A 13,592-nucleotide genomic window follows, 5' to 3' on the forward strand; every position below is an offset into this window, starting at 1 on the left:
CAACCTACGCAGAAACAAAATGACAAATAAAAAGGGAGATCACCGAATCTCCCTTTTTTGTTATTGTTTAAATCCGTCAGGCAAAAAATCAAGCGAAACGGAATTCATACAAAACCTTTTACCGGTTGGCGGCGGGCCGTCGTCAAATATATGGCCCAAATGCGAGTCGCACCTGGCGCAGGTAACTTCTATACGGTCCATGCCAAATGAGTGATCTTCGTGATATTTAACGGCATCTTTGCGTACCGGCTCAAAAAAGCTTGGCCATCCGCAATCACTGGCAAACTTCGCATCCGACCGGAACAGCTTATTACCGCAAACGGCGCAGTAATAAGTCCCCTTGTCGTCGCTTTTCCAGAATTTGCCGGTAAAAGGGCGCTCGGTAGCTTGTTCGCGCGCTGTAGCATACAAATCGGGCGGCAGAATTTTTTTCCATTCGGCGTTTAATACGTTTAAATGGCGCGTATCTGTGCTGGAATAATAGGGGTTATTCTCGTGGCCGGTTTTGGTTTTCAGGCGTTGTGCATCAGCTGATAGCGCACATCCTAAAAACATTACAGCAAATAGCATTAGTTTATTCATGGCTTCAGTTTGTTTTTAAATACGGCTTTAAATTTTTCTAATTCGGGCTGTATCACATACTTACAATATGGCTGACTGCCGTTCAAATTATAGTAGTTTTGGTGATAGTCTTCGGCGTTATAAAAAACCTTAAAAGGCACCACTTGTGTTACAATAGGCGATTTATAAGCTTTCGCTGTATTTAGCTTCGCGATGTAGTAGTTGGCCTTGTTTTTCTGATCAGCATTATGATAAAAAATGGCCGAGCGATACTGCGTACCCACATCGTTACCCTGCCGATTAAGCTGAGTTGGATCATGCGCTACAAAAAAGGCTTCTAACAATTCATCGTAACTGATCACCCTGGGGTCGTAAATAATATTACAAGTTTCGGCATGACCGGTGGTGCCGGTACAAACCTCTTCGTAACTTGGGTGGGCCACGTGTCCGCCGCTAAATCCGGAGATCACTTTTTTAACGCCACGCAATTGCTGAAATTTAGCTTCAGTACACCAAAAGCAGCCCATGGCAAAGGTTGCAGTATCTACCGCTGCTGCGGTTTTAGGGTTAGCACTTTTAACCGGGGATGCAAACAGCGACATAGCGCCGGCCTGCATCAGTATTAATAAACAAATTATCTTCTTCATCATGTTTCAATTAACGAAGATAGTCGCCCTAAGGATGTTTTCCTTACAACAAATACTTGCATTTTGATAATGATCTGACAAAAGAAGAGGCCAAATTAAATATTTTGGTATTATGTATTGCATAGTACTATATAAATTGTTTAACTTTGTTTTAATAAAAAAAGGATAGTATGAAAACACTAACAATCAGTTTAATAGGAGCGTGTGTTTTGCTTGGCGCTTCTGCTTGCGAGCATTCAGGCAGGCATGTAGTAATTAAATCGGGCGATAGCTACAATACGGTGAAGATTGAATATTACGGCCGCGCCGTATTTGATCGGGAAGGCACCACTATTTTGCACATTAGCCCAAACGGCTCGGTTGAATATAGCAGTAACGGCGACCATTTGCTTGCTGAGGGCGATCAGTCGGGAAATGTTACCTATAGTATTAATGGGGGTGAAAAGGAAAAACAACTTAATAAACAGGAAAAGGCATTGGTGGCCAATGCAGTGAAAGTTATGATCAAGCATGGTCATAACGATGATTAACAGCGGCGCCGGCATAAAAAAATACGACTCTTTCTAAACATACTGGTTAACATGCTGTTTACTTTGGTGCAGCACGTTTTTGAATGACTACTTGTTTTAGAAGATATTTTTTACTGTTCCTGATTTTAATCTGCATTCAGTCTGAACCGGTCAAAGCGTATGGGGTTTTGACGCATGAGGCTGTTATTGATGCTAGCTGGAATAAGTCTTTAAAACCCGCTATTCTTAAACGTTATCCCAATCTGTCAGACGATGAGTTACGTGTAGCACATTCATATGCTTATGGAGGTAGTTTAATGGCAGATATTGGGTACTCTCCATTTGGCAGTGCATATTTTACCAATTTAGTGCACTACGTGCGATCGGGCGATTTTGTAAATAACCTGATCTCCGAATCGGGGAATGCAAACGAGTTTGCATACGCCTTGGGTGCATTGTGTCATTACATGGCAGACAGGTACGGGCATTCGGTTGGCACTAATATAGTCGTACCCATGACTTATCCTAAAGTTAAGGAAAAATACGGCGATGTGGCTACTTACGAAGAAGACCATATGGCTCACAGTCGTGTAGAGATAGCTTTTGACGTTTTGCAGGTTGCGCGTGGTAATTATGCCTCGCAGGCTTATCATGATTTTGTTGGGTTTAATGTGGCCGTTCCGGTGTTGAAAAGAGCCTTTTTGCGCACTTATGGTGAAGATTTGAATGTGGTGTTTCCTAATTTCAAACATTCTATTAATAATTACAGGTGGGCAATTAACAGCTTAATGCCAACGGTAACACGCAGCGCCTGGGTTTTAAAAAAGGGCGATATTATGAAAACTTCGCCGGATATGACGGCGCGTAAATTTCATTATAGCATGAGCCGCAAAAAATATTTTGCTGAGTTTGGCCGCGACCGTGACAGGGTTAAGTTTAAGGAGCAATTGCTGGCTTTTTTTTTAAAGATAGTACCTAAAATTGGCCCTTTTGAGGTTTTTAAATTTAGAACCATCAATAAGCAGGGCGAGGCACTTTTTGTTAAAAGTTTTGAGGACGTTACCAGGCATTACGAGGAAGCTTTGAGTGTACTTGATTATAAAAAGCCGCATTTGCCCAATGTTGATTTTGATACAGGCAAACTTACCGTTTACGGCGAATATCAATTGGCAGACCAAACCTACGACGATATGCTTGACCAGTTACAAAAATGCAATTTCGCGGCGCTTACAAAATCGCTGAAGGATAATATAGATAATTTTTACGGCAAAGCTGATACTGCTATTCTTGCAAAAAAATATACAGGCAACTGGCCTCATCTAAAAGAGTTACTTAAAAGTATTTCCTCGGCGCCGGTAGTTGTTTTGGCAGATACACTGACTACCATCCCTAGCGGAAATAGGAAGGCTATGATTATTCAGCCAAATCACTAACTTTACGTTGGCCTGTAAGGCTTTATATACCAATATAACCTGCTTTCATGAAAATTATTGTGCAATTAGCTCTTGCTATGACATTGCTGTGTCCTGCTTTTGTGGCGCAAGCCAAACCTGTTGCTAACGATGAAATAGTTATCCAGGACGATTCATTATTGGTTGCTTTTGATACGGCTACTGGCGCGCTGGTGCGTATGGAACGTAAAACTACACACTGGGTTATTGAGCGCCGCCCCGAATTAGGCACCACGTTCAGGATGCTGGTACCGCTGCCAAACCAGCGCAGCAATTATATAATGGGTACCGGCCAACCTGCAAGGATTGAAAAAGTATCAGGTCATGAGGTACGTATTCATTGGGATAAACTCACCAGCGACCACGGCGGCGCGTTGCCCATTAAGTTTACAGGCGATGTGGTGCTTAACCATGGTCAGCTTACTTTTTCAGGAATATTGGAGAACCATTCTGCTTTAACTGTTGAGACAATTGATTACCCTTATCTGGGCGACTTCAGTCGTCCGGACAAAACGTCAGCCATGCAGGTACGTACTATGTGGTATGGTAACCTGGAATCGGCAGAGCTTTTTCCTAATTTTGGAAACGACAAAGGTTACTGGGGCACCTTTACACCGATAAAGACTTTCGATACCAACCGTAGTTTGTTCTGCCTCATTCAGACGCCGGGGCAGGGGATGTATGTGGAAATGCAGGACCCTTTTCAACGTTATTTGCTGGAGTTTACTTTTGTGCAAAATCCAGGTGTTGAGCAGTCTGTAAACGCGCCTGTGCCGCAGACTGATGAAATTGATGGACATCCCGTAAATCTGGAATTCAGAGTCTGTCATTTCATTTTCGCACACCCGCATAGTAAATTTAGTTTGGCGCCGGTAGTGATGCAGTGCTATAGTGGCGACTGGCACCAGGGTGTTGATCTATATAAAAAATGGCGTAACACCTGGTTCAAAGCGCCGCATGAGCCGGCATGGGTTCAGGATGTACATTCCTGGTTTCAATTGCAGATCAATTCTCCCGAACAGGATTATCGCATAAAATACAAGGACATTATACAATACGGAAAAGAGTGTGCCGATAATGGAGTGCGCGCAATACAACTGGTGGGCTGGAATGAAGACGGGCAAGACGGTGGCGACCCCAGTCAAAGTACCGACCCTAACCTGGGCACTACACAAGACCTGAAAGACGCCATAAAAAAAGTACAGGCCATGGGTGTAAAGATGATTATGTTTGGTAAACTCAACTGGGCAGATAAAACCAAAGACTGGTATAAAAAGGAACTATATAAATATGCCGCAACCGACCCCTACGGTATCCCGTACGAACACGGTGGCTACAGCTATTATACACCGACGCAACTGGCCGGGATCAATACCCGCCGGCGGGCAGTGATGGATTTCGTGAGTCCCCAATATCGTGACCTGATTACAAAGGAGTTTCAGAAATTGCTGGACCTGGGCGGCTCGGGCTGGTTGTTCGACGAGAACTGTCACCACGGGCCGGTTAAATATAGTTTCGCTACCGGTCATGGTTATACTGCGCCGGGTTACATTTATGGCGGCGATATGCCGCTGGCCGCGCAACTGCGCGAAGCTGCCGATAAGATCAGTCCTGATTTTCTATTCGCTGGCGAGGGACATATGGATTGGCTGATGCAATATTACTCGACATCTTATTTCCGTATCAATGGCGGTTCAGTACCGGTTTGCCGTTACCTTGATTCGCATTCGCCGCTTATTGTTGCCGTAAATGGTTTTGATGACCGTGAGATGCTGAACCTGATCTTGATGAATCGCTATATTATCAGCTATGAGCCATATAATTTTAAAGGCCACATCACCGATTTTAAAATGACCCTTGAGTATGGTAAAAAGATAGATGCTTTGCGTAAACGCTACCGTGATTATTTATGGGATGGCGAGTTCCACGATACCCTGGGGGCAACTGTCTCTGCTGATGGTGATCATAAATATTCGGTATTTACCACGCCATCAGGTAAACGGGCCGTGGTATTGGTAAACCCGGTACGCAAAGCAGTTCATTGCAAGGTGAATTTGCCCAACGCGGGTAAGCTGTTAATGGCATCGCCTGAACACCATAATACAACGGCTACTGACGGTAATGTGGACGTTCCCCCACGGTCGGCAGTAGTAGTGATGGAGCAATAATTATTACAAAAAATATTACAGAGGTTACTTCAAATGCTTTTCAACAATATCGGTCAACTCGGTTAAATCAAAGGGCTTTTTCAGATAGGCATCGGCAAGGCCGGCTTTGGCTATTTCTTTGATATTGCTTACTGCAGAGATAATAATCACCGGGATGTGGCTTGTCGCAGGGTCGCTTTTTAACTGGCGACTGAGTTGCTCGCCGTTGGCATCGCTTTTCCACTCGGTAAGCCAGTTATCCAACAGCACCATATCAGGCTTGATTTCGTTAATTGATTTCAGAATTTTTGAGTCCTCAGAAGAAATTACCTCATAATTTTCTTCCTCTAAAACATAAACAATAGATTCTCTAATGTCTTTGTCGTCCTCAATTACTAATATCTTTTTTGCCATTACAGTATAGGTGGTAGTGTAAGCGTATAACAATTGATTATAGCCCTTTTGTTTTAACGCGAAGCGAATTTTGGTTGATTATGACGTATTTGTCACGGTTGGCAGGCAGAAATGGCTGGTAAAAAGAAATGCTTGTCTCTTTAGTCTTAAAACGTCTTGCTATTATAACAAACCCGGCATCGCGGTTCATAGCTTTCTTTCTCGCCTAGAAGCACCTTGTCCTTGCTCGGTACAAGGCGGTAAGAATACATGGCTTGCGCACCGCAATGCACGCAAACAGCATGTACTTTGGTTACAGACTCGGCTATGGCCATTAGTGTAGGCATGGGGCCGAAGGGGCGGCCTTTAAAATCCATATCCAGCCCCGCAATAATCACCCGTATACCTTTATTGGCCAGTGTGGTGCAAACCTCGGGTAATTTGGCATCGAAAAATTGCGCCTCATCAATACCAACCACCTGCGCATGGCCGGCCAGTAATAATATTTCTGATGATTTGCCGACGGGTGTAGATTTTGCTGCTGTTGAATTGTGTGACACTACATCATTGTCATCGTAACGTACGTCCAATTTTGGCTTAAATACCTGTACGCTAAGTTTGGCGTAACGCGCACGGTTAATGCGGCGAATCAATTCTTCTGTCTTGCCCGAAAACATCGAGCCGCAAATAACCTCAATGCCGCCACCGTTCTCACTCTTTCGCTTAAAAATCTCCTCGGTGACTTGCATGGTAAACTTTTTGTAAAGGCCTAATATCAGAATTTAATGCTTAATTTTGATAAGCAATTTGTAAAGTATTGTAATGAAGCAACTCGAAGTATTTAATAAAATAGGCGGCATCCTCAAGGAGCTAAATGAGCAATATCAATATATTCAAGCTGACCCTGAAAATATTAACGACCTGGAAATGGAGCTATTCGTCGCCAACGCACATTTCCTGACAGATCATGCTGAGATTCTGAACAAACTGAATCAGCGTAGCAAGGCGCAGAAAGCGGAGGAGGCCCAGGCAGACAAAGTGGGCACAAAAGCGGACAGTAAACTGCCGCCTCGTCCTGCGGCAGTTGAGTTGCCCGAAAGAAATTTTGAGCTACCGGTAAAACCTGTCGGGTTGCAGAAACCGGCCGAACAGCCCGAACCAGAGCTGGTAAAATCAGAAGAGCCGTTAATAGTCCCTGAACCGCAAAAGATAGAAGAATTTAAAAAACTTGAAGAGCCTGAAAAAGTTCAGGAACCGGTAAAAACCAGAAGTTTTGTAGAGAAGTTTTTTGAGCCGGTAGTAAGACCCATCAAACCTAAACCAGCTGAACCTGAGCAACCGGCGCCAGTTATAGATCTTTCGGCAGAAACGCCTAAGGACAGTTACACTTTTATCATGGAACCGCCGGAAGTGATACGTCACGAATTGGAGATTGATCCGGACGATAATTTTGCCGATGACGAAGACATTGCCGACACTGCACCCATTGATGCGGAAAGGGAAGAAATCACTCCTGAACCCTTAAAAGCCGAAGCACCAAAACCTGAGGTTAAAGAGCAGCCGCAAGCCCAGGTAAAAATTGAACCCAAGCCGGCTGAAAAGAAAGAAGAATCAATTAAAAACAAAGAAGATGTGCTGACTATTAACGAGCGTATGTCGGCCCAGCGCGGCGGTTCAACGCATCATACAGAACAAGCTGCCCAGCCGGTTACTAATCTTAAGGCTGCTATTACATTAAATGATAAACTGATATTTATTAAAGACCTGTTTAACGGCTATAGCCTGGCTTACAGCGAGGCTATAGAGATATTGAATCGCTTCAATACTTTTGAAGAAGCTAATCGCTTCCTGACCAAAAATTATACTACTAAGAATAACTGGGAGAGCAAGCCGGAAACTGCTGAGAAGTTTTTTGCGTTGCTGAAGAGAAGATACGCATGACCCCTCCCAACCCTCCCCGAAGGAGAGGGCTTTGATTAGCAAATTTTTCATTCGAGCCAATTCATATAAAAGGCAAAGGCTTCACATTGTGAAGCCTTTGCCTTTTATCGTAAAGCCCTCTCCTTCGGGGAGGGTCGGGAGGGGGCTACGCATAAATCATTCCCATCCTGTTTGAGTCTAACTTAATCAGGATGAACAGCATGATGGTAAAACTAATTAATGACGAACCTCCGTAACTTATTAGCGGTAACGGAATGCCTATGGACGGTACAATACCTATCGTCATGCCCACATTGATTACCACGTGGAAGAAAATGATGGAGGCAACTCCATAGGCGTAAATACGTGAAAATGGCGATCGTTGCCGTTCAGCGATGTGTATGATACGTAGTACCAGCAAAAGGTATAAACTAAGCACAACTACAGATCCCGCAAAGCCAAATTCCTCGCCTACGGTACAAAAAATAAAGTCGGTACTTTGTTCTGGAACAAACGAATATTTGGTTTGAGTGCCGTGCATATAGCCCTTTCCCCATAACTTGCCCGAGCCAATAGCAATCTTGGATTGATTAACGTTATATCCTTTTCCGCGAGGATCGTTAGTAATACCCAATACAATATCAATACGTACCTTTTGATGGGGTTTTAATACTTTGGTATATAAAAATTGCACACTCAGTACAAAGGCTATCAAAATACCGGCACCAATACCCATGGTGACCATTAGTTTACGGTTGCGTTTAAAAAGTAAAATAATGGCAATTGCCACTAATACAATAGCTCCGATAATAAAGGGCAGGTTGCCAAACTTAATAGTTATAACAAATAACGCAATAAATAAACCTTCCAATATCAAAAAGTAAGGGGATAAGCCTTCCCTGTATAATACAAACAACAGCGAGCTAAAAACTAAGGTTGAACCTGCATCCGGTTGCAGTAAAATCAGCAACATCGGCACAAAGATGATAGCTGCCGCCGTGGCGAATGATCTAAGCTCGGTGATTTTAACGTTGGTTGCGCTTAGATATCGCGCCAGCAATAAGCAGGTAGAAAACTTGGCAAACTCTGATGGCTGCAGTCTGAAACCGCCAGGTAAAGGTATCCAGGCCTGGTTGCCGCCTACGTTTCGGCCCACTACAAGTACCAGCAACAACAATATAGTGGTGACTACATACATAGCAGGCGCCAATGCTGACAGGAACCTGCTTTCTAATAACAGAATAAATATTGCAAGGGTTATTGCCACAATAACAAATACAAGCTGCTTGCCGTAGTTGGTATCCAGGTCGAACCAGTTAGGGTTTTTAGGATCAAAAACCGCCGAGTGGATGCAAAGTACGCCAATGGTACAAAGCGCCAGGTAAATAAGCACCAATAGCCAGTCGACATTGAAAAAGAAGCTGCGTTGCTGGTTACTCATCTTTATTAGGTATTACGGCCAACAAAAAATTGGTAGCCGCCGGTTTTTTATTTTTATTCGATGCCGACTTTATCGTACGCGCTTTTTTAATGGAATCCATTCGTGCCTGGCGTATACTGTCCCGTCGAAACTGCTTTTTCTGCTGACTGATATAGTATGATATATCAGGCATGAGGTTGGCATCCATATAACGTTGCGGGCTAATGCCCGATGGACGTGCAGTAATACTGTCGCGCAGATATTTTTCAACCATAAAACTCGCTATAGGTGCGGCCCAACTGGCGCCCTGACCGCCATTTTCAACCACTACGGCTATAGCTATTTTAGGGTTTTCTCGCGGTGCAAATGCTACGAATACGGAGTGGTCCTCTCCGTGTGAGTTTTGCGCTGTACCAGTTTTACCGCACATAATAATGCCGGGTATTTTAGAACTTGCAGCCGTGCCATGATCAACTACAGCTTGCATGCCGTCAATAACCGGTTCAAAGTATTGTGCGCTAACCCCAACGTAATTTTTTACCGTGTATTCGGTTTTGATAACTTGCCGGTCACCTATAGATTTAATGAGGTGTGGTTTGTAGTAAAATCCGCGATTGGCGATAGTTGCCTCTATATTGGCCAGTTGTAAAGGTGTGGCTAACAATTCTCCCTGGCCGATACCTAAAGAAATAACAGTACTTGAGCGCCATCCGCCTTTGTGATACATTTTGTCATATAACGATGCCTGAGGCAAAAGGCCGGTACCCTCACTTGGTAAATCAAGATCAAGCTTGCCTCCTAAACCAAATTTAGCAACCTTGTCGCGCCACGAGCTAAAAGCCGAGTCGGTTTTTTTGGGACCTAAACGGTTTATTAATTTTTCAAACACCATATCGAAATAGCCATTGCACGATTCAGCTACAGCGCTTGACAGTGTTACATAACCATGCCGCTCATTGTGAAAGCAATTAATACGCCTGTTACCGGCAATGTAATAGCCCGGGCAATTATACCCAGTTTGCGGAGTGATAATGCCCTCTTGCATAGCAATTAATGCACTTAATGGCTTAAATGACGATCCCGGTGGATAACTGGCCTGTATCGGCCTAACTAAAAATGGCTGATATGGGTCGTTAGCAAGTTTTTTTATGTTAGCGCTACGGTCGCGCCCTACCAACAGGTTTGGATCATAACTTGGTGTACTTACAAAAGCCAGAATTTCGCCCGATGAGGGCTCGATAGCTACGATACTACCTACTTTATTTTGCATTAGTTTCTCGCCCAGCTTTTGGAGTCGTACGTCAAGTGATGAGGTTAGCTTTTCGCCGGGCACAGCAAGTGTATCGAATGCTCCGTTGGCGTACGAACCTTTTTGCACACCTTTTGAATCAACCAACATGTTTTTTACACCGCGGGTGCCGCGCAGCACATTTTCGTAGGCTTTTTCCACACCTGATATCCCGATGTAGTCTCCCAGTCTGTAATAACCACCAGATTTGGCTATCATGTTGTCATTAACCTCGCCTATGTAACCCAGGAAGTGTGCTGCCACTGAATCCGGGTAGGTACGGGTGGGATGGGGGCCAACCCTAAAGCCTGGAAATTCTGAAAGGCGCTCCTGCAAAGACGCATACAGTTGCGGAGACAACTGTTTCTCGAAGGGTGATTCGAGGTTTGGTGAATATTTTCTGGCTTTAGCCAATCGTTTATCAAACTCCGCTTTGTCAATACCCAGTAATTTGCAAAACTCCAAAGTGTCAAACGACTTCACTTCTTTCGGAATAACTTTTACGTCGTATACCAGCTCGTTAGTCACTAAGGTTTTGCCATTACGGTCAAGAATTGGCCCGCGGGCAGGGTATTGGATAAACTGACGGATTACGTTTTTGCTGGCAGATAGGGCATACCTGTCATCGATAATTTGAATATAAAACAGGCGGCTAAGAAGTACGAGAATTAAAATAATGAATATCCCGCCGATAACGTATCTCCGCTCAAAATACTGATTCATTTACGCTCTTTACTTTTATAGAATATCAGCCCTGAAACCAGGATCAAAAATACAGTAAAAATTGAACTTAGCAGCGCCCGGCCAAGTGTATACTGAATTTCTGAAAACCTAAATACCTCCAATATAAATAAGAAGAAATGATGGAATAAAGTAAGAATAAGCGTATAAGCAAAAAACCACCTGAAGCCCATAATACTTAACGTAGGCTCAGGCTCATTATCAAAGCCCTCTTTTTGTACGGTGATGCTGATAAACAGTATGCGTACAAAAGCCAGCAACACGCAGGCGGTAGTGTGCAGGCCGGGTGTATCATAAAAGGCATCAATAGTTAAACCTAACAAAAACGATAAAGCAAACAGCAATATGTTAGGCGTTTCAAAAGGCAGTAACAGGATGAAAAGTATATAAAGATATGGGGTCGATAAATTGTACAAACTGATGTTTTTAAGCAGAAATACTTGTACAAATACCAGCGCAAAAAAGCGGAGAATGTTAATAATAATAGTTCTACTCATCCTTTTTTTCCTGGGCCTCCAGTCCCAACTGTTCAGTAGCTAACTTATTGTTAACTACATAAACATATTGCAGTTTGCTAAAGTCGACAGATAAGGTGACATCCATATTCAGGAATGAACCTTTACCTGATTTTGAATGCAGATTGGATATTTTACCTATTGGCACGCCGGTTGGCCATAATGAAAGGTCTGATGTTACCACCAGTTCGCCAACTCTTGGCGAGGCACTGTTTGAAACATCGTACATCAGGCCCTTATGCGGGTCCATATCGTCGCTCCAAACAAATGAACCCAGATCTTTGGTGCCGGCCAACGCCGCACTGATGATTGTTTCTTTATGTAAAAGCGATTGAATAACCGAGAAATGTTCGCCCACCAAAACAACTTTACCCACCACTCCCTGCGGACAAATGACGCCCATGCCTTTAGCCACGCCGGCGCGGCTGCCTTTGTTTATAGTGATATAGTTATTACGGCGGTTTATAGAGTTGTTAATTACTGCAGCGTCAATATACTCATACTGTTGTTTGTAAACGGTATCAACCACTTTGTGTTTAGCCGCCGAGTCAACATAAAACGATGTTTTAAGTTGATTACGCAAACGGGCATTTTCGCGTGCCAGGCTGTCATTCACTTCTTGTAAAGAGAGGTAACTTTTTAGCTTGCCAACCTGACGGTACATGTTGCCGGTTACCTGGTTAGTACTATTTATGAAAGTAGCCTTTTGGAAAGAATTGTATTTAACGTAAATAACCAGCGCACTAACCTCAAAAATAATAAACAGAAAAAACGCGTTGTACTTGGTAATGAATATTAGCAGGTTACGCATTGCTGTATTTACGAATTTAGATTTACGATTTACGAATTTAGATCGACACTCGTAAATCTAAATTCGTAAATCGTAAATGAGGTTATTGCATTAAGAATTTAAAATTACCGATATTTTTTAAGGCAGTGCCAGTTCCGCGTACTACGGCGCGAAGCGGATCTTCGGCAACGTGCACAGGTAATTTTGTTTTGGCTGATATACGTCTGTCGAGCCCGCGCAGCAACGCACCGCCACCAGTTAAGTATATACCTGTTTGGTAAATATCTGCCGACAATTCCGGTGGAGTTATTTCTAACGCTTTTAGAATCGCCTCTTCAATTTTTGAGATCGATTTATCTAGGCAGTGCGCAATTTCGGTATAGGATACCATGATCTGTTTTGGTACACCGGTCATCAGGTCACGGCCTTGTACGGCGAAGTCGCCCGGAGGGTCGCTAAGCTCTGGCAATGCAGCCCCAACTTCAATTTTTATTTTTTCGGCAGTACGGTCGCCAATCATAATGTTATGCTGGCGGCGGATGTACTGAACAATGTCAGAGTCAAAGTTATCACCCGCAACACGGATAGATTGGTCGCAAACGATACCTGACAAGGCAATAACCGCAATCTCGGTAGTGCCGCCACCAATATCAATGATCATGTTACCCATTGGCTCTTCAACGTCAATGCCGATCCCTACAGCAGCAGCCATTGGCTCATGGATGAGGTAAACCTCTTTAGCGCCGGCAATCTCGGCACTGTCGCGCACGGCACGCTTTTCAACCTCAGTAATACCAGATGGAATACAGATAACCATACGCAATGACGGAAAGAACCAGCCTTTACCCTGGTTGATCATTTTGATCATTCCGCGTATCATATGCTCGGCAGCGTTAAAATCGGCAATCACACCGTCTTTAAGCGGGCGCACGGTGCGGATATTATCGTGAGTTTTGCCTTCCATTTGCATGGCCTGGCGCCCAATGGCTATAACTTTATTGGTTGTGCGGTCAAAAGCTACTATCGACGGTTCGTCAACAACAACTTTGTCGTTATGTATGATGAGGGTATTTGCGGTACCCAGGTCAATTGCTATTTCTTGTGTGAAAAAGTTAAATAAGCCCATTTTTCGTTTGCTTCAAATAATTTGCAAAGTTGTTAAATATAGTTGATTAACTTAAAATAAGTTGACCAATAAAACGCATTTATT

General features: G+C 43.6%; 13 protein-coding genes. 4 read left to right on the plus strand and 9 right to left on the minus strand.

What is annotated here, in order from left to right; all coding sequences use genetic code 11:
• Positions 1-60 precede the first annotated feature (60 nt).
• Positions 61-582, minus strand: coding sequence for a peptide-methionine (R)-S-oxide reductase MsrB (msrB, locus tag ACFS5N_RS14860; protein ID WP_377187137.1), 522 nt, complete (start codon positions 580-582; stop codon positions 61-63).
• Entirely contained in the window at positions 579-1,211 is a 633-nt protein-coding gene (msrA, locus tag ACFS5N_RS14865) for a peptide-methionine (S)-S-oxide reductase MsrA (protein ID WP_377187140.1), read from the minus strand. Before msrA ends, msrB begins: the two co-directional genes overlap by 4 nt.
• Positions 1,212-1,378: 167 nt before the next feature.
• Between msrA and ACFS5N_RS14870 the strand changes: the two genes are divergently transcribed.
• The 3 genes from ACFS5N_RS14870 (at position 1,379) to ACFS5N_RS14880 (ending at position 5,336) form a co-directional block, all read left to right on the plus strand.
• Positions 1,379-1,738: a hypothetical protein gene (locus tag ACFS5N_RS14870; RefSeq protein WP_377187143.1), complete on the plus strand. Its 360-nt coding sequence runs from the start codon at positions 1,379-1,381 to the stop codon at positions 1,736-1,738.
• 83 nt (positions 1,739-1,821) lie between these two features.
• Positions 1,822-3,150, plus strand: coding sequence for a zinc dependent phospholipase C family protein (locus ACFS5N_RS14875; RefSeq protein WP_377187146.1), 1,329 nt, complete (start codon positions 1,822-1,824; stop codon positions 3,148-3,150).
• A gap of 47 nt (positions 3,151-3,197) precedes the next feature.
• A complete protein-coding gene (locus ACFS5N_RS14880) occupies positions 3,198-5,336 on the plus strand; it encodes a DUF6259 domain-containing protein (RefSeq protein ID WP_377187149.1) in 2,139 nt (712 codons plus the stop codon).
• Between the two features lie 24 nt (positions 5,337-5,360).
• On the opposite strand, the gene ACFS5N_RS14885 is transcribed toward ACFS5N_RS14880, so the two are convergent.
• Entirely contained in the window at positions 5,361-5,729 is a 369-nt protein-coding gene (locus ACFS5N_RS14885) for a response regulator (protein ID WP_377187152.1), read from the minus strand.
• Positions 5,730-5,875: 146 nt separating this feature from the next.
• Positions 5,876-6,457: a thymidine kinase gene (locus tag ACFS5N_RS14890; protein ID WP_377187155.1), complete on the minus strand. Its 582-nt coding sequence runs from the start codon at positions 6,455-6,457 to the stop codon at positions 5,876-5,878.
• A gap of 73 nt (positions 6,458-6,530) precedes the next feature.
• On the opposite strand from ACFS5N_RS14890, the gene ACFS5N_RS14895 reads away from it, so the two are divergent.
• The gene (locus ACFS5N_RS14895) at positions 6,531-7,649 is read left to right on the plus strand and encodes a hypothetical protein (protein ID WP_377187158.1); all 1,119 of its coding nucleotides are present in this window, start codon (positions 6,531-6,533) and stop codon (positions 7,647-7,649) included.
• 145 nt (positions 7,650-7,794) lie between these two features.
• Here the strand turns inward: ACFS5N_RS14895 and rodA are convergent, their stop codons facing one another.
• From rodA to ACFS5N_RS14920, 5 genes are all read right to left on the minus strand, one after another.
• Entirely contained in the window at positions 7,795-9,069 is a 1,275-nt protein-coding gene (rodA, locus tag ACFS5N_RS14900) for a rod shape-determining protein RodA (RefSeq protein ID WP_377187161.1), read from the minus strand.
• Positions 9,062-11,059, minus strand: a complete 1,998-nt coding sequence (gene mrdA / locus ACFS5N_RS14905) for a penicillin-binding protein 2 (protein WP_377187164.1) — start codon at positions 11,057-11,059, stop codon at positions 9,062-9,064. Before mrdA ends, rodA begins: the two co-directional genes overlap by 8 nt.
• Positions 11,056-11,574 (minus strand): rod shape-determining protein MreD, encoded by a 519-nt coding sequence (locus tag ACFS5N_RS14910; RefSeq protein ID WP_377187166.1) that lies wholly within the window; start codon positions 11,572-11,574, stop codon positions 11,056-11,058. The genes mrdA and ACFS5N_RS14910 overlap by 4 nt, the downstream gene beginning before the upstream one ends.
• The gene (mreC, locus tag ACFS5N_RS14915; RefSeq protein WP_377187168.1) at positions 11,567-12,403 is read right to left on the minus strand and encodes a rod shape-determining protein MreC; all 837 of its coding nucleotides are present in this window, start codon (positions 12,401-12,403) and stop codon (positions 11,567-11,569) included. Before mreC ends, ACFS5N_RS14910 begins: the two co-directional genes overlap by 8 nt.
• Before the next feature lie 82 nt (positions 12,404-12,485).
• Positions 12,486-13,508, minus strand: a complete 1,023-nt coding sequence (locus ACFS5N_RS14920) for a rod shape-determining protein (RefSeq protein ID WP_377187171.1) — start codon at positions 13,506-13,508, stop codon at positions 12,486-12,488.
• Between the last annotated feature and the right edge of the window lie 84 nt (positions 13,509-13,592).

This window comes from Mucilaginibacter ximonensis, assembly GCF_042686265.1.
Taxonomy (GTDB): domain Bacteria; phylum Bacteroidota; class Bacteroidia; order Sphingobacteriales; family Sphingobacteriaceae; genus Mucilaginibacter; species Mucilaginibacter ximonensis.